The organism is Micromonospora cathayae (assembly GCF_028993575.1).
In the GTDB taxonomy this organism is placed as follows: Bacteria; Actinomycetota; Actinomycetes; order Mycobacteriales; family Micromonosporaceae; genus Micromonospora; species Micromonospora cathayae.
On record NZ_CP118615.1, the window covers coordinates 4,744,903 to 4,764,004 of the forward strand.

Below are 19,102 nucleotides of genomic sequence, written 5' to 3' on the forward strand. Positions count from 1 at the left end.
CTCTGGTCGTGGTGGTGTCCGGGGGCGGGGTGGACATCTGGTGGGGTCACCCTGGCGGCGGGGCTGTCACGGGGCTGTCACGGTGGCGTCACCGGTGGGGGTGGTGGCGGTGACGGTGGGCGGGGTGGTGCGGTCGGTGGTGGTGCGTTGGCGCTGCTCGCGGTCGGCGTCCACGCGTCGTCGGCGTGCACCGGTCGGCGTCCGTCGGGTCAGGGTTGGGATCGGGTGGGGCGGGTCGGTGGGCGGGGGTGGGGTGGGGTGGTGCGGCGGCGGATCGGGGCGAGGGTGTCGTCGAGGAGGGCGCACATCGCGGCGGAGGGTTCGAGGTGCAGTTCGCGCAGGATCAGGTCGCGGTAGACGTAGAAGGCGTGCAGGGCTTCGAAGGCGTTGCCTTCGGCGAGGTGGATCTGCACCACGAGGCGGTGGGGGGTTTCCCGGAGGGGTTCGGCGGCCATGGCTTCGAGGGCGGCTTGGAGGGCTTCGCCGTGCCGGCCGGCCTGGAGGTGGTTGCGGGCCAGCTGTTCGAGCATGTGGAGGCGTAGTTGCCGGAGTCGTTCGCGTTCGAGGAGGACCCAGTCGTCGTACCAGCCGGGGAGCAGGTCGTGGCGGCCGGCGGCGAGGGCGTCGAGGGCAGGGTGGTTGGTGTCGTGGAGGTGGGCGGCGGTGTGGACGAGGTCGTCGACGTCCAGGCTGACCCGGGGGTCGAGGTGGACGGTGTCGCCGTCGGTGCGGAGGGGGCAGTAGGGGTCCTGGCGGAGTCGCCAGAGGGCGGTGCGGAGGGAGGAGAGGGCGCGTTCCTCGGTGGCGTCGGGCCAGAGGAGTCCGGCGAGGTGGCTGCGGGTGGCGCCGGGGCGTAGTCCGATGAGGGCGATGATCCGTTGCAGGCCGCGGGGGACGGTGACGGGTGTGTCGTCGTGGAGGAGGCGGAAGCCGCCGAGTAGCAGCAGGCGGATCTGTGCGGCGGGTGTCGGCATGCTGGTGTCGGCCACGGCTGCTGCACCCCCTGCTGGAACCGGGGTTCCGTCGTCCAGTGTGCCTGTCGGTGACGGGCTGCGACGAAGATTATCAATAGCGATTACGCTGGGTCAACGGCTGGTGTGTGGGGTGTGTGGGGTCGGCGCGTCCTGAGGATGGCTCTGAACTGGGCTTTTGTCTGCCCTCGGGGTGGATCTTGTGGGTGGGTCGTCAACGGGGCGTCACTGCCGGTGTGGGGCGGTGGACGGTTCATCGTGACGGTCGGTTGACGGTCGGGTGACGGTGCTGTGGGCATCGTGTCGGCAGCCGCCCGGGTTGTCGGGTGGGTCCGGCGTAGGCCGTAGGGGAGGCCGTTGATGGACCGTTCGTTGATCGTGGCGAAGGTGCTGCCGACCGCGGAGACGCGGGTCGCGGAGATCTTCGCGGAGTCGGACGCGACGGAGTTGCCGCGCCTGGTGGGGGTACGGCACCGGTCGTTGTACCGGCTGCACGACCTCTACGTGCATCTGTTGGAGACGGATTCCTCGGGGGCGGGGACGGTGGAGAACGCCCGCCAGCATCCGGAGTTCCGTCGGGTCAGTGACCGGTTGCGTCCGTTCATCTCGCCGTACCTGCCGACGTGGCGGTCGCCGCAGGACGCGATGGCGCGGTGTTTCTACCGGTGGGACGCCTCGTCGAACGGGCGTCGGCCGTGACGGTCGCGGTGATTCGGCAGTGGGGCGCGGTGCGGGTGTGCCGGGCCCGGCGACTGCGCACCCACCCGGTGGCACCGCCTCCGGGTGCACATCTGAGGAGGACTGCATGACCGTCACCAGAGGACCGGACGCGGCGGCACTGGCCACCGAGATCACCGACATCCTCGTCGCGCACTGCGGGCTGGACCCGGGGGCCGCCGGCCGGGCGCCGGCGGCCACGTTGGCGGAGCTCGGCATGGATTCGTTGGCCCTGTTGGAGTTGCAGGCGGTGGTCGCCGACCGGTACCGGGTGCGGATTCCGGCCGAGACGGCGGAGTTGAGTATCGCCGCGGTCGCCGACCTGGTCGCCGAGCAGACCGTTGCGCCGCAGCACCGGGCCGGTCCGTCGGAGCATGCCCACCGGGCGGTTCCGCCGCAGCGTCCCGACCGGGCCGGTCCGCCGGCGGCGGGCGTGGACCCCACCGCCGCGCCGACCGACCAGACCGCCGCGCCGACCGACCGTGCCGGCGGGTCGACCGAGCAGACCGACGCGTCCGGGTCGCCCGGCGGGTCCGGCGCGCCCGGGCACACCGAGAACAGCATCGTGATCGGCGCGCCGTTGCCGCTGGTCTGGAACGTCACCAACGACGTGGAGGGCTGGCCGGACCTGTTCACCGAGTACCAGTCGGCGCAGGTGCTGCACCGCGACGGGGACACGGTGCGGTTCCGGTTGACCATGCATCCCGACCCGGACGGCACGGTGTGGAGCTGGGTCAGCGAACGCACCGCCGACCCGGTCACCCGGCAGGTGCATGCGCACCGGGTGGAGACCGGGCCGTTCGAGTACATGCGACTGCACTGGCTCTACAGCACCGAGCCCGACGGGGGCACCCGGATGACCTGGATCCAGGACTTCGACCTGCGCGCGGACGCGCCGATCGACAACCGGGCCATGGAGGTCCGGCTCAACACGAACACCCCACAGCAGATGGCGATCATCCGGGACAAGATCGAGCAGCTGGCCCGGCAGCGTGGCCTGGAGGTCGACGACGATGAGTGAGACCCGCGACCGGGTGATCGCCGCCCGTGACGTTGTCGCCGACCGGCGGCGTGGTGCGGAGCTGCGGGTGCTGCTCGGCCCGAAGACGGTGGGTTCGACCAGCGGATTCATGGGGGTGGCGGTGTTGCGGCCCGGGGAGCGCATCGCCGAGCACTACCACCCGTACAGTGAGGAGTTCCTGTACGTCGCCCGGGGTGTGCTCACCGTGGACCTGGACGACCGGCCGGTGCCGTTGGCGGCGGGTGAGGCGCTGTTCGTGCCGGTGAACGTGCGGCACCGGTTGCGGAACACCGGCGACGAGCTGGCCGAGGTGGTGTTCCAGCTGGGGCCGTTGGCGCCGCGTCCGGAACTCGGCCACGTCGACACCGAGGCGGCGCCCGCCGGCGCGCCGTCGTCCGGTGTGGCGGCGCAGCCGGGGCCGGTGGACACGGGCGTGACAGTGGAGGCGACGTCGTGACCGGGCGCCGCACGGTGGTGACCGGCATCGGGGTGGTCGCTCCGGGCGGCGCCACCCGGGACCGGTTCTGGAAGGGCATCACCGAGGGGCGTACCGCCACCCGCCGGATCAGCTTCTTCGACCCGTCGGCGTTCCGGTCCCAGATCGCCGCCGAGTGTGACTTCGACCCGGACGCCGCCGGTCTCGGTCTGGCCGAACGGCTGCGCGCCGACCGGTACGTGCAGTTCGCGTTGGCGTGCTCCATCGAGGCGCTCGCCGACAGTGGACTGGACCTCACCGACGCGGTACGGGACCGGGCCGGGGTGGTGCTCGGTACGGCGGTGGGCGGCACGATGGCGCTGGAGCAGGAGTACGTGCGGGCCAGCGACCAGGGCCGCAACTGGCTGGTCGACCCGACCCGCACCGGCCCGTACCTGTACCAGGCGTTGGTGCCGAGCAGTCTGGCCGCCGACGTGGCCTGCCGGCACGGGCTGCACGGGCCGGCGCAGGTGGTGTCCACCGGCTGCACGTCCGGTATCGACGCGATCGGCTACGCCCACCAGTTGATCGTGGACGGGGAGGCCGACGTGGTGGTGGCCGGGGCGTCGGACTCGCCGATCTCGCCGGTGACGGTGGCGTCGTTCGACGCGATCGGCGCGACCAGCCCCGACAACGACGATCCGGCGCACGCGTCCCGCCCGTTCGACGCGCACCGGCGCGGGTTCGTGCTGGCCGAGGGGGCGGCGGTGCTGGTGCTGGAGGAGGCCGGGCACGCCCGGCGGCGGGGCGCGCACGTGTACTGCGAGGTGGCCGGGTACGCCAGCCGCAGCAACGGCTACCACATGACCGGGTTGCGGCCGGACGGGGTGGAGATGGCGCTGGCGATCGACGACGCGATGCGGCAGGCCCGGATCGGCCCGGACGACGTGTCGTACGTCAGCGCGCACGGTTCGGGGACCCGGCAGAACGACCGGCACGAGACGGCGGCGTTCAAGCGGGCCCTGGGCGCGGCGGCGTACCGGGTGCCGGTGAGTTCGATCAAGTCGATGGTGGGGCATTCGCTGGGGGCGATCGGGTCGATCGAGATGGCGGCCTGCGCGTTGGCCATCGAGTACGGGGTGGTGCCGCCGACGGCGAACTGGACCACCCGGGACCCGGAGTGCGACCTGGACTACGTGCCGAACGTGGCCCGGGAGGTGCCGGTCGACGTGGCGGTGTCGGTGGGCAGCGGCTTCGGTGGCTTCCAGTCCGCGATGGTCTTCCGCCGGTTACGTGGGTCGGTGCCGCGGTGACCGCGCGGGCGGTGGTGACCGGCATCGGGGTGGTCGCCCCGAGTGGTGTCGGCGTGGACGCGCACTGGCGTTCGGTCACCGCCGGCACCCGGTCGACCGGGCCGATCACCCTGTTCGACCCGGACCACCGCTATCCGACCCGGATCGCCGGGGAGGTGGCCGGGTTCGACGCCGGCCGGTACGTCGACAACCGGCGGCTGGTGCAGACCGACCGGTGGACGCACCTCGGGTTCGCGGCGACCACGTTGGCGCTGGCCGACGCCGGTCTGCCGGAACAGGCGCCCGACCCGTACGGGTACGCGGTGACGTTGGCGAGTTCGTCGGGGGGGAACCTGTTCGGGCAGCGGGAGCTGCAACGGTTGTGGGGCGGGCCGTCGCGGACGGTCGGGGCGTACCAGTCGATCGCCTGGTTCTACGCGGCCAGCGTCGGGCAGGTGTCCATCCACCACCAGTTCAAGGGCCCGTGCGGGGTGCTGGTCACCGAGGCGGCGGGCGGGTTGGACAGCCTGGCGCACGCGGTGCGGACGATCCGGCGGGGCACCCCGGTGGTGATCGCCGGGGCGACCGAGTGTCCGCTGAGCCCGTACGCGCTGGCCTGTCAGCTGCGGTCCGGGCTGCTCAGTCCGGTGGACGACCCGGAGCGGGCGTACCAGCCGTTCGACGTGGACGCCGCCGGTTACGTGCCCGCCGAGGGCGGCGCGGTGTTCGTGGTGGAGGAGCGCGGGCACGCGGTGGCGCGGGGCGCGCGGATCTACGGCGAGGTGGCCGGGTGGGGGGCCACCCACGACGCCGCGCACACCGGCCCGGAGTCCGCCGGTGACCCGGTGCAGTACGCGCGGGCGGTGCGGTCGGCCCTGGACCGGGCCGGCACCGGCCCGGACGAGGTGGACGTGGTGCTGCCGGACGCGCTGGGGGTGGCCCGGTACGACCGCAGTGAAGCCGAGGCGCTGCGGCGGGTGTTCGGGGCCCGCCCGGTGCCGGTGACCACGCAGAAACCACTGACCGGGCGGGCCCACCAGGGCGGGTCGGCGCTGGACGTGGCGACCGCGCTGCTGGCGATGCGGCACGACCTGCTGCCCGCGTCGGCCGGGCCACGTCGCCCGGCCGACGGGTGCGAACTGGAGTTCCTGCGGCGGCCCCGGCGGCCGGAGACCGGGGTCGCGGTGGTGTGCGCCCGCGGCTTCGACGGTTTCAACAGCGCACTGGTGCTGCGCGGGGCGCGGCCGGGTTCAGATGGGGGTGCCGGAGCATGACCGAGCAGCGGGCGCGGGTGCTGTTCATGGTGCGGGTGGCGGCGGACCGGACCGCGGACTTCCTCCGGGCATACGAGATGGTGCGGCACGAGGTCAACGAGGTGCCGGGACACCTGGTGGACCAGATCTGCCGGTCCGCGGCCGACCCGGAGCAGTGGCTGGTGACCAGTGAGTGGGTGACGTTGGCCGATTTCGAGGCGTGGGAACGCAGCCCCGGGCACCGGGAGCTGGTGCGGCCGATGCGGGAGTGTTTCACCGACGCCCGGTCGCTGCGGTTCCTGGTGCACGCGCAGACCCCGGAGCCGGAGGCGGCCCGCCGGTAGGGCGGCCCGACCACCCGACCACCCGTCCGGGCGGCGGTCCGGGGGCCACGTGGTCCGTGGCCCCCGGCGTGGTGACGCCGTCGTGGCGGTGCCGCCGTCATCCGGGGACGGTCACTCCGTGGCGAAGTAGTCGGGTCGGCTGACCCAGGCGTCGCTGACGAACATGACGCCCGGCCGGTCGGCGAGGATGTCCCGCAGCCCGGTGACGACCGGGTGGGCCCGCTCGTACGGCAGGACGGCGATGACCATGACGAGTCCGTCCCGGTCGTTGAACAGCAGCCGGCCCTCGTGGGTGCCGTGGTGACCGAAGCCGGACACGCCGCTGAGGCTGGTCCAGCCGCGCACGGCGGACGTGTGCAGCAGCGTGCGGACGGCGTCGGCGTCCACGCCGCGGGTGACGACCTCGACCTTGACCATGCGGGTCAGTCCCAGCTCTCTCATGCCGTGGGCTCCTTCTCGGTAACGGTGCGGGTGGGCCGGGCCGGTGCCGGTCCGGTGGGGTGTGGCAGGCGGGTACGGGGCTGGCCGGGGTGGGGTGCCGTCGGCGTGGGTGGCCGCCGGACGCCGTCCGGTCGGGGCTGCGACCATTCGCCGGTGTGCGGGTCGTGGACGGTCAGCGTGAGCCAGCCGCCGTCGACGAGCCGACGCAGCGCGGGGTGGCGTTCCAGCACCGTGTCCACCAGGGCTCGGGGGGCCTGGACCAGCGCGAACAGGCGCAGTGGTTCGTGGACCAGGTCACCGCCGCTGCCCACCGACTGCCAGGGCAGGCCGGTGCGCAGGTCACCGCCGGTGCCGGGCAGGACACCCAGCCCGTCGCCGAGCACCGAGTGCACGGTCTTGGTGCCGGCGCCGAGGCGGTGCGGGTCGACGGTGGAGAAGTAGTACTGGAGGTTGATCCAGGTGGCGACCACCAGCGGCCCTGTCATGATCGCCTCCAGGGCGGCGGCCTGCGGGTCGGTGGACCAGTCGTAGGAGTGCAGGAACACCCGGCCGTCGAGGTCGACCCCGGCGGTGAGGTCGCGGGGCGCGGCGATGAACGCGGCGTTGCCGGCGAGCGCCCACTCCGGGCGGACCTGCGCCCAATCGGTGGCCCGGGTGGGCAGCCGGCCGGGGCCGGGACGGTCGGGTAGCCGGGCGGCGCGTTCGGCCCGCAACCGCTGTCCCGCGTCCGCGAGGTGACCGGTCAGGGCGTCGACGACCGGCTGGTGGGTGGCCGGGATGCCGGCGGGGTCGAGTAGCCGCACCTGGTCGGTGACGGTGTCGTGTTCGGCGGCCAGGACGAGGGTGTGGTCCGGGATGGTGATGCCCCGCCCGGCCAGCGCGGCCCGTACCCGTGGGTCGTTGAGGACGGTGGCGGCGAGGTGGGCGCTGACGCCGCCACGGTTGCCGCCGCAGGCCCCGCAGTCGAGGGCGGCGGCGTACGGGTTGTTGGCGCTGGTCGCGCCGTGCCCGCACAGCAGCACCAGCGGAGCGAAGTCGGTGGTCAGTCCGATCGCCCGCAGGGTCGCCTCGGCGTAGTAGACCCGCTCGTCGAGGGTCAACGCGGCGTCCAGGTCGGCCGTGGTGACCGCGGTGTGGTCGACGGGCGGGGCGAGCCGTCGGGGTGCCGCCGCGCGCAGCAGCAGGGCACCGGTGGCGAGCAGACCGGCGACCTCGACGAACGCGAACGCCCCGGTCGGGTTCGCCTTCGCGGCGACGAACGCCCGCCGCCAGGCCTGCCGGACCCGCAGCGGCCCGCTCCGGGCCGGGGGTTCGGTGACCGTGGCGACCGGTGCCATCAGGGCGGGGCAGCGGTCCCGGCCGCGCCGCGCGCCGACGGCCGTGGTGCGTACCGGCAGACCGAAGAAGCCGGCGAACCCGAAGGTACGCACCGGTCCGGTCGCCTCCAGGTGGCGGCGCAGGCCCTCGCTGCGCACGTCGATGCAGAACACCGCCTGGGCGAGCGGGGCGTTCGGCGGTACCGGGCGGCCGGTGCGGTGGCCGAGCCGGTTACGGAGCTGCCGCCGGTAGGCGTGTTCCGCCGCGGCCAGCCAGATCTCCGCCTGCCGCTGCGGGGACAGGTCGGTCACCGTGTCGTGCAGCGCCGTCAGGGACCGCTGCGGCAGCCCGTCCAGGGCGGCGGCGTCGAGACCGAGGACCGCCGCCAGCCGGGCGACGCCGGCCACCGCGTCCGGCCCGCCCGGGTCACCGGCCACCGGGTCCGAGCCGGCCGGGGCACCGGCCACCTGCGTGTCCGGGGCGGGCCGGTGTGGGGTGCGGGCCGCCGCGACGACCAGGTCGACGGCCGGGCCGACCCCGAGATGCCGGTGCGCGACGGCGGCACCGAGGGCGACCTCGTAGGCGAGGCGTACCGCGAGCAGGTCGAGCACCGTCAACGTCGGCCGCTGCGCCGGGTGGTCCTGCGACCAGCGGGCGTAGCCGGCCCAGCCGGGCAGCCGCACCAGCGACCGGGACAGGTAGGTCGCCCAGTCGTCGGGCGCGACACCGAGGGTGCGCAGCAGCACGGCGAGAGCCGGTCCGGAGGCGGCCGGCAGGGCGGCGACGAAGGCACCGAAACCGGTGGCACCGTGCCACGCCGGCGCGGGGTCGGCCGCCGCGACCTGCCGCCACCGCGACCAGCATCCCTGTGCGTCGGCACCGGGCACCGGCCAGGGCGCGGCCGGTCGACCGCAGTGCGCGGCGCACCAGTCGGCCACCAGGTCGTCGACGTCCGCGCCGACCCGGCCGCCCAGCGCGTCGTCGAGGATCTCGGCCAGGGTCCGCACCCCGTCGACGGTGGGCGCGGGCCGGGCCGGGAGCCGACGCCGCGCCACGGCGAGCAGGTCGGCCCGGGGCGGTGGCCCGTCGTACACGGGGTGGCGCAGCACCAGCATCCGCAGGTCACCGACGTCGGCCAGCCGGCCGTCCAGCCGTACCGGGCGGGTTGCCCCGGGCACCGTGGCCAGGGCGGCGGTCAGGTCCGCGGCGGTGAGGTGGCCGTCGCGGAGCCGCTGCCGCCAGTGCTCGGCGGGCAGGTGGGTGCGGATCCCACCGAGTTCCCGCATCCGGGCGGTGGCCGGCCCGAACGCGGTACGTTCCAGACCGGCCAGCGGGTTGACCGCCACGAAGCTGTCCAACGGCCAGGTCGCGGCGACGTGGTCGGCAGCGCTGGTCGCCGCGGCGACCGCGCGGGCGGCGTCGGCGTCGGTGTCGCCGGCGGTGACCACCAGCGGTGGGTGCCCACCCGTGCCGTCACCTCCCGTCCGCCGCCCCGCGACGGTCGACGGCAGCGGCAGCCAGCTGGTGGCGGTCGACGGCAGCGGCAGCCGGCCGTCCCGCCAGGCCCACCACCACAGCCCGACGGCCCGGCGGCGCAGCGCGGACCGGGACGACAGCGCGACGACCGCCAGCACCAGCGCGGCGGTACCGACCGCCAGTGGCGTCACCGCCTGGGGCAGGCCCATCCAGTCGGTGGCCGCCCGCCCGGCGAGCAGGTAGCCGGCGGCCAGGGCGGCGACCGTGGCGGTGACCGCCAGCGTGGCGGTCACCGGCAGCCGCCGGTCGGCCAGGGCGGCCCGCAGCGCGGCGACACCGGCGACGCCGGCCAGGGCCGCGCTGAGCAGCCCGGTCAGGGTGGCCCCGAGGATCGTCTCGGTGACCACGACGACGGTGACCAGGACGGCGGTCGCCGCGGCGAGCCGCCGGACCGGGGCGGGTCCCACCGGCTGTGGCGCCTCGGCGGCCCGCGCCTGGGCCTGCACGGCCCCGCCGGCGGACAGGAACGCGTACGCCTTGTAGACGCCGTGCCCGACCAGGTGCACGGCGGCCAACCCGAACGCGCCCAGCCCGCACTGCGCCAGCATGAATCCCATCTGCGCCACGGTGGACCGGGCCAGGGCGCCCTTGACGTCGGTGCGTACCGCCGCGAACAGCGTCCCGGCGGCGGCGGTGGTCAACCCCACCAGCAGGGTGGCGGCCATCACCGCCGGCGCGGCCACGACGACCGGCGCGAACGTGATCATCAGGAAGCCCGCCACGTTGACCATCCCGGCGTGCAGGAAGGCCGACACCGGGGTGGGCGCGTCCAGGGTTCCGGGCAGCCACCCGTGTACCGGCACCTGCGCCGACCGCACCATGCCGGCCACCAGCAGCAGCCCACCCGCGGTCGCCGGCACCCAGCCGGGGGCGGTGTCGCCGAGTGCCCGTACGGCGGCCAGGTCGGCGCTGCCGGCAGCGGCCGTCAGCAGCGCGAAGGCACCCACCAGGGCGACGTCGCCGAGGAGGAACAGCCGGCGGACGCGGCGCACCGCGACCCGGACGCGTGGCTGGTCACGGTGGTAGCCGATCAGACCGACCAGCAGCCAGCCCGCCGCGATCCAGCCCGCCGCGAACTGCGCCAGGCTCGGCGCGGTGGCCATCACCAGGGTCGCCGCCGCGGCCCCCGCGATCCGGGCCTGGAAGCCGGCCATTCCCGGCTCGCCGTCGAGGTACCGCCGCGCGTACCCCGCCACCACCGCCGCGATCCCGCTGACCAGCAGCACGAACAGCGCACCGAACCGGTCGACCCGCACCCCGAGCGGGAACGGCACGCCGCCGACCTCCGGGCGGGCCAGCACGCCGGTCGCGGGTGCGGTGACCGCGACGGCGGCGAGCAGCCCGACGGCCGCGACAGCGGCGACGGCGAGCAGCCAGCCGGCCGCGCGGGCGGCCCGGCGTGGATCCGGTACCACCAGTGCGCACCCCGCTGCGGCCGCGGTCGCGGCAAGAACTCCTGTGACCAGTGCGACGGACATCGCCACCTCCCTCGATGCACGCACTGTAGAACACGATTCATGATTCGTGTATCGTGAGTCGCATAACAGCTGGTGTGAGACGGAGGAACGGCGATGACTGACCTCGATCCGATGGGCCGTGACGAGCGGCCGAGCCCGGCCGCCGCCCTCGCCGCGCTCCGCGCCGGTCATGCCCGGTTCCGGGCCGGCGCGGCGGTCCTGCCGGTGGCGTCGGGTTCCCCCGCGGTGGCGTCGGGCCCCCTCGCGGCGGTCTTCGCCTGCGCCGACCCGCACCAGCCCGAGCCCGGGCCCCTGTTCGGCGGCAGCGAGTTGCTCACGGTCCGCACGGCCGGTCTCGGCATCGGACCGGCTGTGCTCGGCAGCCTCGAGTACGCCGTCGCGCACCTGCGCCTGCCCCTGATCCTCGTCCTCGGCCACGAGTCCTGCCGGCTGCCCGGTGGCGGTGGACACGAGCGGGTACGCGCCGCCGCCGCGACCCTGCGCCACCGGTCCGCCCTGCTCGACGCGGCCGTCCGCGCCGGCCGGTGCGCGATCCACGGGATGTGCTGGCACGACCCGGAGCGGGTGCTCCGGTCGGTACGACGCACCGAACCGCCGTCCGCGCCACGGCCGCCCCGACTGCGGCCGAGGGCATCCCGGACCGCGCAGGCCCACTGAGGGCGCGGGTGTTCGCGACGAGCTACTGAGGGCGCGGATGCCCGCGCGGAACCACTGAATGCACCGAATTCCGCGACGACCCGCTGACGTACGGGCCGGTGGGTCGTCGCGTGGCGGGCCGGTGTCGATGCCGGCCCAGCCGCCGGCAGTGCCCTACCTGGCCCACCCCTGTCGGGGGCAGCGAAGCCGGTCTATCGGCTGGTGGGCCTCTGTCGACTGACTGATCGGACGGTCGATGAGGACCGCCGTCCGAACGAGACTCCGCTGGACGATCCTGCCCGCCGAACCGGCATCCGACAATAGGACCCGGCGCTCGAATTGATCTAGCCATTCGCATCTAGTCATGCTCGGGTGGCTGTCGTAGGGTTCCGGGCAGCAATCAATCAGACGCACCTAACGGGCTGATATGCCCGCTTTTGTGCTGAGCGCTGGACGGCGGTGACGATGAATCGTTCGGCGGAAGATCTTCCGGTGTCCGACGGTGCCTGGGTGGACGACGTCCTGCTCGCCGGCCCCGCCACCGACGTTTGTCTTCGCCTGCCCGAACCCGTCGACCGGGGCACGCTGCGCCGACTCGTCACCGACGCGCAGGCCCGACTCGCCGGGGCCGGGCTGCGCCCGGGCGGTGCCGTCGCGCTCCGTCTGCCGCCGTCACTGTCCTATGTGGTGAACCTGCTCGCCACCTGGCGCAGCGGCGGCCAGGCCGTCCTGCTCGACCACCGGCTCACCGACTACGAGGTGGACCGCGCCCTGCAGCGGCTGCACCCCCAGGTCGTCGTCGCGCCGGTGCGTACCGGCGGGGGAGCGCTGCGGGTCTTCGTCGACGTCACCGAGGGCCTGACCGCCTACTCCGACCGGCCCGCCGCCAGCGGCCACGCCGTCGTCCAGCTCAGCTCCGGCTCCACCGGACCGTCCAAGGTGATCGGTCGGACCGCCGACGACCTGGTCGCCGAGGTGCACCGCTACACCCGCATCGACGGCGTCGCCCGACCCGGCGAGCGGATCATCCTGCTGCCGTCCATGGTGCACGTCCTCGGCCTGGTCGGCGGCCTGCTCTACGGTCTGCACGCCCGGGTCGAGCTGGTCCCGCCGGAGCGCCTCAGCGGCGACGCCGTGCTGGCCGCCATCTCCGCCCAGCCCACCCCGGCCACCGTCCTCGGCGTGCCGTTCCACATCGGGCTGCTCGCCTCCACCCGGCCGCCGGCCCCGCTGCCGCAGTTCACCCGGATGACCACCGGCGGGGAACTCGTCCCGGCCGCCGTCGCGCAGGCCTTCCACGACCGGCACGGCGTGCCGCTGGGCAACATGTACGGGATGACCGAGGTCGGCGTGATCGGCACCGACCTGCACGGCGCGCACCGCCCCGCCATCCTGCCCGCCCCCGGCATCACCGTCCGGGAGGTCGCCGGTGAACTGCAGGTCAGCTGCCCGGCCACGCCGTACCTCGGGCTGTCCGACCCGACCCGCTGGGCCGACGGCTGGCTGCACACCCGCGACGCCGGCACCGTCGACCCGGACACCGGCCTGGTCACCGTGCGCGGCCGACTCGACTCCCAGGTCAGCGTGGGTGGCCTGAAGGTCGACCTGACCGAGGTCGAGGCCACCGTCACCGCCCTGCCCGGTGTCACCGCCGCCGTGGTCGTCTACGACGGCGGCATCACCGCGTACGTGCAGACCGACGGCACCCTCACCGAGGAACACCTGGACAAGCTGCTCGCCGAACGGCTCGCCGGCTACAAGCGGCCCCGCACCCTGCACCTGCTGGCTCAGCTGCCCCGCACCACCACCGGGAAGCTCGTCCGCTCCACCGAGGCGCTGCGGACGGCCGCCTCATGACCCGACCCCTCGACGCGGTCCACCACGACCTGCCGGGCCGGCCCGACGACCGCCACGGCCACCACCAGCTCCGTACCCGCGTCGGGATGGCCCACCCGCAGCCCGGACGCCCCGGGCACCGGGCGCAGCAGCGGCCCACCGTCCGGCACCGGGCGCAGCGGCCCGTTGTCCGGCAGCGGGCGCAGCAGCGGACCCCCGCCGTCCGGCAGCGGCATCGGCCGGGCCAGCCCACCGGCGCGCAGCCCCGACCCCAGGGCCTTGCCCACCGCCTCCTTGGCCGTCCACAGCAGCAGGAAACCCGCCACCCGGTCCTCGGCCGGCAACCCGGCCACCCATCCCGCGGCGGCCGGCTCGAACCAGCGCCGCGCCAACGCCTGCGCCGGCACCGGCCGGTGCCGCTCCACGTCCACCCCGACCGGCGCGGCCCGGCAGGCCGCCACGACCACCACACCCTCGACATGGCTGACGCTGACCGGCAGCTCCACCCCGCCGGCGCGTACCCGGGGGCGACCGTCCGGCGCGCGTCCCACCGAGACCGCCGACCGGTCCCGGCCCAGCAGCGCCACCCCCGCGCCCACCAGCATCCGCCGCGCCACCTCCGGCTGATCGCCGGTGCCGCGGCAGACCCACACGTACACGGTGTCCCGACCGGGCACCGGTAGTTGGCTCACGGAAAGAGGTTAACCCCATGTCCGACGAGGTCCGCACCTTCGTCATCGAGCAACTGACGGACATGAACTACGACGTCGAGGGCATCGACGACGACACCACCCTCGGCCCCGCCGGCGTCGACCTGGAGTCCCTCGCCCTGGCCGACCTGGCGGTCCGCGTCGAGGACCGGTACGGCCTGGCGTTCGCCGAGGACGAGAACGAGAAACTGGCCCTGATGACGGTCGGCGAGTTCACCCGCATGGTCGCCGACCGGGTCTCCGCCAAGGCCACGAGCGACCTCGCCTGATGGCCGGACAGCCCGTACCCGAGCGGGCCGAACTGGTCGACATGCTCGCCGAACTGACCAACAAACCGGCCACCGAGGTACCCGAGCGGCTCGGCTCGATGGAGCTGGCCTGGCTCGTGCACCTCGTCGAGCAGCGCTACGACACCCGCCTCGACCTGACCGACGACCAGCTCGCCGGCATCCGCACCGTCGACGACGCCCGGGAGGTCTTCCGCTCCTGCCTGACCGCCGCCGCAGATGGCTGACGGGACGACGACCGCCCGCATCACCGGTGTCCACGCGACCAGCGCCCTCGGCCGGGGCGCGGCGGCGCAACTCGCCGGCGTGCTCGCCGGGACGCCGGCGTTCGGGCCGGTGCACCGCTTCGACACCACCGGCCGGCGGGTCGACCGGGCGGCGACCCGCACCGACGTCGGCTCCCTGGCCGACGAACTCGCCGACGCTGTCGACGCCGCCTGCGTCGACGCCGCGCTGACCGGCCCGGACCGGCGTACCGCCGCCCTGCTGCTGGCCGTCCACGGTGGCCCCGCCGCCGGGCCGCTCGCCGCCGAGCTGGCCGTCCGGACCGGCATCGGCGGGCTCCGCCGGGTCTACACCAGCGCCTGCGTGTCGGCCAGTTCGGCGCTGGCCGACGCCGCCACCCTGATCCGTCGCGGTGACCTGACCCGGGTCGTGGTGGCCGCCGGCTACCTCGTCGAACCCGACCAGTACGCGCTGTTCGACGCCGGTCGGGCGCTGGCCACCGACGGTGCCGTCCGGCCGTTCAGCACCGGACGCACCGGACTGCTCCTCGGTGACGCGGTGGCGGCGGTGGTGCTGGAGTCCCCGGCGGTGGCCCGGCACCGCGTCGCCGACCTGCTCGGTTGGGGCCGGGCCGGGGACGCCTTCCACGCCTGCCGCCCGCACCCCGACGGCGTGGGCCTGGCCCGGGCCGTCGAGGCGGCCCTGCGCCGCGCCGGCCTGCCCGCCGCCGCGCTCGGCTACGTCAACGCCAACGCCACCGGCACCGGCTTCAGCGACGCCTCCGAGGCCAACGCCCTCCGGGCGGCGCTGGGCACGGTCGCCGACCGGATCCCGGTCAGCTCCACCAAGGCCCTGCACGGGCACGCCCTGGAAGCCTCCGGCCTGCTCGAACTGGTGGTGACGGTGCTCGCCCTGCAACACGGGAAACTACCGGTCAACGCCGGCTATCTCGGCCCCGACCCGGCCTGCCCGCTGGACGTGATCCTCGACGCGCCCCGCCCGGCGACCAGCCCGTACGCGCTCAGCCTCAACGCCGCGTTCGGTGGCGCGAACACCGCCCTGCTGGTCGGTGCGGCATGACCGCCACCGACCCGACCACCGCCACGAACGCGACCGCCGGTACCGGCGGCGTGCCGGTCGCGACCGACGTGGCGGGGACCGCCACGGGCACCGACCAGGGCCGCGGGCGTCCGGCCGGTGCCGCCGGGCGGCTGCGGGTGCTCGCCGAGGCCCGCTGGCCGGAACCCGGCGACGGCCCGGCACCCACCGTGCCCGGGTTCGTGCACTCCATGTTCCCGCCCCTGGTCGCCGCCGTCGCCGACCGCTGCCTGACCCGCCGCCACGGCACCCCACCCGCCGCCGGTGACGTCGGCGCCCGCACCGCCGTGCTGCTGGCCAGCGCCGGCGGCGACCGGGCCAGCGCCGACCACGTCCACACCACCGTGGCCACCGGCGGCCGGGTCGGCCCGCTGTTCTTCTACCAGTCGGTGCCCAACAGCATCGCCGGACACGTGGCCGCCCGCTGGGGGCTCGGCGGCCCGGTGCTGTGCCTGAGCCCCACCACCGCAGACCCCCGGGCCGAGGCGACCGCCGAGGCCGACCTGCTGCTGTACGACGGCGACGCGGACGAGGCGTTGCTGGTCCTGATCGAACAAACCGCCACCGGCGACCACGCGGTCGCGGTGCTGCTGGGGCAAGGAGACACAGAATGCGGACCAGGGGACTTCGCGGTCAGCTCGCCACCGACGAGCTGATCGGCGCCGGCAACGTACTGGCCCGGGTACTGGCACACGGCGCCGACCCGGACGGGCCGGGCCTCACCTTCGACACGCCGGTCGACGGCCACCCCGCCGAACACCCGCTCACCCTCGGGCAGCTCGACCGGATGGTCGACGCCCGCGCGGCCTGGCTGCACGCCCGTGGCGTCAAACCCCGCGACCCGATCGCGGTGTGGGCCGGCACCGCCGCCGACATGGTGCTCAGCTTCCTCGCCCTGACCCGCATCGGCGCCATCCCCGCGCTGATGAACGGCAAGCTGCGCCCGGAGATCGCCGCCGAGTACATCCGCCGGCTGCGCGGCGCGGGCGTGCTCGCCGACGCCGACCACACCGCCCTGCTGGCCGGGCACGACCTGGGCGTACCGCTGATCGGCGAACCCGCCGAAGCCGGCGCCGGCGACCCGGCGGCCGTGCCCACGCCGTACCGGCACCACCCGAACGACCCGGTCGTCATCACCCACACCTCCGGCACCACCGGCATCCCCAAGGCCGTGCTGCACTCGCACAGCAGCCTGTTCGCCGCCACCCGGCACCTGCTCACCATGCCGCAGGCCCAGGGCACCAGCCGCATCCTCAACGCGCTGCCCGCCCCGCACACCGCCACCGTGCTCATGGTCAACCAGGCCCTCGGCAACCGGGCCGAGATGTTCCTGCTGTCCGAGCAGAGCGGCGAGAAGGTCCTGGACGCCATCCAGCGCTGGCGGCCCGACGGCGTGTTCGGGTTCTCCGTCACCTGGGCCGAACTGGCCCGGTTCGACCTGTCCGGGTACGACCTGGAGTCGGTGCGGCTGTGGTTCAACACCGGCGACTGCTCCCACGAACCCCACGTGCGCAAGCTCGTCGCGGTCGGCTCCCGGGACACCGTCACCCGCGAGGGCGTCAAGCGGGTGCCCGGCTCGGTGTTCATCGACGGCCTCGGCTCCAGCGAGATGGGCCACTCGATGTTCCACATCACCCACCACAGCGGCACCGACCGGTACGGGCGCTGCGTGGGCCGCCCCTACCAGTTCACCAAGGTCGCCGTCCTCGACGCCGACGGGAACCCGCTGCCGGCCGGGCAGGTCGGCTGGCTCGGCATCGACTCCCCGTCCCTGTTCAAGGGCTACTGGAACGACTCGGTCACCACGTACCGGTTCCGGCAGCAGGGCTGGTACCTCACCGGCGACCTGGTGTACGCCGACGACGAGGGCCGCTACTACCACATGGACCGGGCCGTCGACTCGGTCGACGTCGGCGACGGCAAGCGGTTCTTCACCGCGCTCAGCGAGGAACGCGTCCTCGCCGCCTGTCCCGACGTGGTCGACTGCACCGCCGTCATCGTCCGCGAGCCGGCCGGCGTGGTCACCGACGTGCTGCTGGAACTGGCCGCCGGCGCCGACCCGACGCTGGACCGCACCGAGGCGGTCCGGGCGGCCCTCGGCACCGACGTCGGGGCCACCCTGCGCCGGGTGGTGCCGGTCGCCTCCGCCGACATCCCGGTCACCGTCACCGGCAAGGTCCGCAAGGTGGTGCTGCGCGAGCGGTACCTCACGGAGTCGCCGTCATGACCGTGCTGGTCACCGGAATGGGCCTGTTCACCCCGGCCGGTCGGGGCGTGGCGGAGACCTTCACCGCCCTGACCACCGGCCGGTCCGGGCTGAGCCGGCCCCCGGCCGGGCACCCCGCCGAGGAGTCGCTGGAGGTCGCCGGGATCCTGCCCGAGGTCGACCCACGGACCGTCGCGTCCGGCCCGGAGACCCGGGTACTGGACCGCACCGTCGTCCTGGCGCTGCTCACCGCCGCCGAGGCGCTCGCCGACGCCGGCATCGAGGTCGGCCGGGACGTCGACGGCGACCGGACCGGGGTGATCGTCGGCGGCGTCGGCGGCATGGCCACCCTGGAGACGCAGGCCGTGGCCCGCGCCCAGCGTGGCCGGGCGGCGGTGAGCCCGTACCTGCTCACCGGGATCCTGCCGAACATGCCGGCGGCCCGCATCGCCATCGCCCACGGCATCCGCGGCTACGCGTCCTCCGTCGGCACCGCCTGCGCGTCCGGCGCGCAGGCCATCGCCGACGGGGTACGGCTGATCCGCGCCGGTGAGGCCGACGTGGTGCTGGTCGGCGCGAGCGAGGCCCCGCTGTTCCCGACCTTCGCCGACACCTTCGGCAACGCCCGCGCCCTGGCCCGCGGCTGGACCGACCCGACCGAAGCCAGCCGCCCGTTCGACCGGCGACGCAACGGGTTCGTGCTCGCCGAGGGGGCCGCGCTGCTGGTGCTGGAACGCGCCGACCACGCGCACGCCCGGGGCGTCACCGGCTACGCCGAGGTCACCGGGTACGGGATCACCACCGACGCGCACCACCCCACCGCGCCCCGCCCGGACGGGGCCGGGGCCGCCGCGAGCATGCGCCGCGCCCTCGCCGACGGTGGCGTCGACCCGGCGGACGTCGGCTACGTCAACGCCCACGGCACCAGCACCAAACTCGGCGACATCGCCGAAACCACCGCCCTGACCAGAGTCTTCGGTACCGGGGCGGTGCCGGTCAGCTCCACCAAGGGACTCACCGGGCACCTGCTCGGCGCGTCCGGGGCGCTGGAGGCGGCGGTCACCGCGCTGGCCCTCGGGCGGGGACTGCTGCCGCCCACGTACCACCTCGACGACCCGGACCCGGACTGCCCCGCCGACCACGTCCGGGCCGCGCCCCGCCCGGCCCGGCCGGCGTACGCGCTGTCCAACTCGTTCGGGTTCGGCGGGCAGAACGTCAGCCTGCTGTTCGGCCGGGCCGCCGGACCGGGGAGGTGAACCGGCACCACCCGGGCACGACGCCCGGCCCAAACCACACGGGGGGATCTGTGGAGAGGCTGA

Annotated in this window: 18 protein-coding genes; 14 read left to right on the forward strand and 4 right to left on the reverse strand. The window is 74.7% G+C overall.

Features of this window, described 5'->3' with window-relative positions; translation table 11 throughout:
- Nucleotides 1–209: 209 nt before the first annotated feature.
- Nucleotides 210–974: an AfsR/SARP family transcriptional regulator gene (locus PVK37_RS21225; RefSeq protein ID WP_275035192.1), complete on the reverse strand. Its 765-nt coding sequence runs from the start codon at nucleotides 972–974 to the stop codon at nucleotides 210–212.
- Between the two features lie 357 nt (nucleotides 975–1,331).
- Here PVK37_RS21225 and PVK37_RS21230 point away from each other — a divergent pair, with 357 nt between their 5' ends.
- The 6 genes from PVK37_RS21230 (at nucleotide 1,332) to PVK37_RS21260 (ending at nucleotide 6,013) form a co-directional block, all read left to right on the forward strand.
- Nucleotides 1,332–1,670 (forward strand): TcmI family type II polyketide cyclase, encoded by a 339-nt coding sequence (locus tag PVK37_RS21230; protein ID WP_275029353.1) that lies wholly within the window; start codon nucleotides 1,332–1,334, stop codon nucleotides 1,668–1,670.
- A gap of 106 nt (nucleotides 1,671–1,776) precedes the next feature.
- Nucleotides 1,777–2,709, forward strand: a complete 933-nt coding sequence (locus tag PVK37_RS31740; protein WP_341483393.1) for an SRPBCC family protein — start codon at nucleotides 1,777–1,779, stop codon at nucleotides 2,707–2,709.
- Nucleotides 2,702–3,166 (forward strand): cupin domain-containing protein, encoded by a 465-nt coding sequence (locus PVK37_RS21245; protein WP_275029354.1) that lies wholly within the window; start codon nucleotides 2,702–2,704, stop codon nucleotides 3,164–3,166. The genes PVK37_RS31740 and PVK37_RS21245 overlap by 8 nt, the downstream gene beginning before the upstream one ends.
- Complete coding sequence (locus tag PVK37_RS21250) at nucleotides 3,163–4,437, forward strand: beta-ketoacyl-[acyl-carrier-protein] synthase family protein (RefSeq protein WP_275029355.1); 1,275 nt, start codon at nucleotides 3,163–3,165, stop codon at nucleotides 4,435–4,437. The genes PVK37_RS21245 and PVK37_RS21250 overlap by 4 nt, the downstream gene beginning before the upstream one ends.
- Nucleotides 4,434–5,690 (forward strand): beta-ketoacyl synthase N-terminal-like domain-containing protein, encoded by a 1,257-nt coding sequence (locus PVK37_RS21255; protein ID WP_275029357.1) that lies wholly within the window; start codon nucleotides 4,434–4,436, stop codon nucleotides 5,688–5,690. The genes PVK37_RS21250 and PVK37_RS21255 overlap by 4 nt, the downstream gene beginning before the upstream one ends.
- Complete coding sequence (locus tag PVK37_RS21260; protein WP_275029359.1) at nucleotides 5,687–6,013, forward strand: antibiotic biosynthesis monooxygenase family protein; 327 nt, start codon at nucleotides 5,687–5,689, stop codon at nucleotides 6,011–6,013. Before PVK37_RS21255 ends, PVK37_RS21260 begins: the two co-directional genes overlap by 4 nt.
- Before the next feature lie 111 nt (nucleotides 6,014–6,124).
- Here PVK37_RS21260 and PVK37_RS21265 read toward each other — a convergent pair whose 3' ends face one another.
- Nucleotides 6,125–6,454, reverse strand: a complete 330-nt coding sequence (locus tag PVK37_RS21265; RefSeq protein WP_275029360.1) for a DUF190 domain-containing protein — start codon at nucleotides 6,452–6,454, stop codon at nucleotides 6,125–6,127.
- Nucleotides 6,451–10,722, reverse strand: coding sequence for a putative inorganic carbon transporter subunit DabA (locus PVK37_RS21270; protein ID WP_275029361.1), 4,272 nt, complete (start codon nucleotides 10,720–10,722; stop codon nucleotides 6,451–6,453). The genes PVK37_RS21265 and PVK37_RS21270 overlap by 4 nt, the downstream gene beginning before the upstream one ends.
- Before the next feature lie 156 nt (nucleotides 10,723–10,878).
- On the opposite strand from PVK37_RS21270, the gene PVK37_RS21275 reads away from it, so the two are divergent.
- Both PVK37_RS21275 and PVK37_RS21280 read left to right on the forward strand, forming a co-directional pair.
- Nucleotides 10,879–11,442 carry a carbonic anhydrase gene (locus PVK37_RS21275; RefSeq protein ID WP_275029362.1) on the forward strand — a complete coding sequence of 188 codons (564 nt, stop codon included), beginning with the start codon at nucleotides 10,879–10,881 and terminating at the stop codon, nucleotides 11,440–11,442.
- A 471-nt stretch (nucleotides 11,443–11,913) separates the two neighbouring features.
- The gene (locus tag PVK37_RS21280; protein ID WP_275029364.1) at nucleotides 11,914–13,278 is read left to right on the forward strand and encodes a class I adenylate-forming enzyme family protein; all 1,365 of its coding nucleotides are present in this window, start codon (nucleotides 11,914–11,916) and stop codon (nucleotides 13,276–13,278) included.
- Here the strand turns inward: PVK37_RS21280 and PVK37_RS21285 are convergent.
- Nucleotides 13,209–13,949, reverse strand: coding sequence for a 4'-phosphopantetheinyl transferase family protein (locus PVK37_RS21285; protein WP_275029365.1), 741 nt, complete (start codon nucleotides 13,947–13,949; stop codon nucleotides 13,209–13,211). The genes PVK37_RS21280 and PVK37_RS21285 overlap by 70 nt on opposite strands.
- Before the next feature lie 17 nt (nucleotides 13,950–13,966).
- On the opposite strand from PVK37_RS21285, the gene PVK37_RS21290 reads away from it, so the two are divergent.
- From PVK37_RS21290 to PVK37_RS21315, 6 genes are all read left to right on the forward strand, one after another.
- Nucleotides 13,967–14,236, forward strand: coding sequence for an acyl carrier protein (locus PVK37_RS21290; RefSeq protein WP_275029366.1), 270 nt, complete (start codon nucleotides 13,967–13,969; stop codon nucleotides 14,234–14,236).
- Complete coding sequence (locus tag PVK37_RS21295) at nucleotides 14,236–14,481, forward strand: acyl carrier protein (RefSeq protein WP_275029368.1); 246 nt, start codon at nucleotides 14,236–14,238, stop codon at nucleotides 14,479–14,481. Before PVK37_RS21290 ends, PVK37_RS21295 begins: the two co-directional genes overlap by 1 nt.
- A complete protein-coding gene (locus tag PVK37_RS21300; protein WP_275029370.1) occupies nucleotides 14,474–15,559 on the forward strand; it encodes a beta-ketoacyl-[acyl-carrier-protein] synthase family protein in 1,086 nt (361 codons plus the stop codon). Before PVK37_RS21295 ends, PVK37_RS21300 begins: the two co-directional genes overlap by 8 nt.
- Nucleotides 15,560–15,690: 131 nt before the next feature.
- A complete protein-coding gene (locus PVK37_RS21305) occupies nucleotides 15,691–16,233 on the forward strand; it encodes a beta-ketoacyl synthase chain length factor (RefSeq protein ID WP_423791096.1) in 543 nt (180 codons plus the stop codon).
- Complete coding sequence (locus tag PVK37_RS21310; RefSeq protein ID WP_275029371.1) at nucleotides 16,188–17,804, forward strand: class I adenylate-forming enzyme family protein; 1,617 nt, start codon at nucleotides 16,188–16,190, stop codon at nucleotides 17,802–17,804. Before PVK37_RS21305 ends, PVK37_RS21310 begins: the two co-directional genes overlap by 46 nt.
- Entirely contained in the window at nucleotides 17,801–19,039 is a 1,239-nt protein-coding gene (locus PVK37_RS21315) for a beta-ketoacyl-[acyl-carrier-protein] synthase family protein (RefSeq protein WP_275029372.1), read from the forward strand. The genes PVK37_RS21310 and PVK37_RS21315 overlap by 4 nt, the downstream gene beginning before the upstream one ends.
- Nucleotides 19,040–19,102: the final 63 nt, after the last annotated feature.

Excerpts from the sequence above, each read along its gene's own strand:
- PVK37_RS21225 (WP_275035192.1), bottom strand. The coding sequence starts at position 974 with ATGCCGACACCCGCCGCACAGATCCGCCTGCTGCTACTCGGCGGCTTC.
- PVK37_RS21230 (WP_275029353.1), top strand. The coding sequence starts at position 1,332 with ATGGACCGTTCGTTGATCGTGGCGAAGGTGCTGCCGACCGCGGAGACG.
- PVK37_RS31740 (WP_341483393.1), top strand. The coding sequence starts at position 1,777 with ATGACCGTCACCAGAGGACCGGACGCGGCGGCACTGGCCACCGAGATC.
- PVK37_RS21245 (WP_275029354.1), top strand. The coding sequence starts at position 2,702 with ATGAGTGAGACCCGCGACCGGGTGATCGCCGCCCGTGACGTTGTCGCC.
- PVK37_RS21260 (WP_275029359.1), top strand. The coding sequence starts at position 5,687 with ATGACCGAGCAGCGGGCGCGGGTGCTGTTCATGGTGCGGGTGGCGGCG.
- PVK37_RS21265 (WP_275029360.1), bottom strand. The coding sequence starts at position 6,454 with ATGAGAGAGCTGGGACTGACCCGCATGGTCAAGGTCGAGGTCGTCACC.
- PVK37_RS21275 (WP_275029362.1), top strand. The coding sequence starts at position 10,879 with ATGACTGACCTCGATCCGATGGGCCGTGACGAGCGGCCGAGCCCGGCC.
- PVK37_RS21290 (WP_275029366.1), top strand. The coding sequence starts at position 13,967 with ATGTCCGACGAGGTCCGCACCTTCGTCATCGAGCAACTGACGGACATG.
- PVK37_RS21295 (WP_275029368.1), top strand. The coding sequence starts at position 14,236 with ATGGCCGGACAGCCCGTACCCGAGCGGGCCGAACTGGTCGACATGCTC.
- PVK37_RS21300 (WP_275029370.1), top strand. The coding sequence starts at position 14,474 with ATGGCTGACGGGACGACGACCGCCCGCATCACCGGTGTCCACGCGACC.
- PVK37_RS21310 (WP_275029371.1), top strand. The coding sequence starts at position 16,188 with ATGCGGACCAGGGGACTTCGCGGTCAGCTCGCCACCGACGAGCTGATC.
- PVK37_RS21315 (WP_275029372.1), top strand. The coding sequence starts at position 17,801 with ATGACCGTGCTGGTCACCGGAATGGGCCTGTTCACCCCGGCCGGTCGG.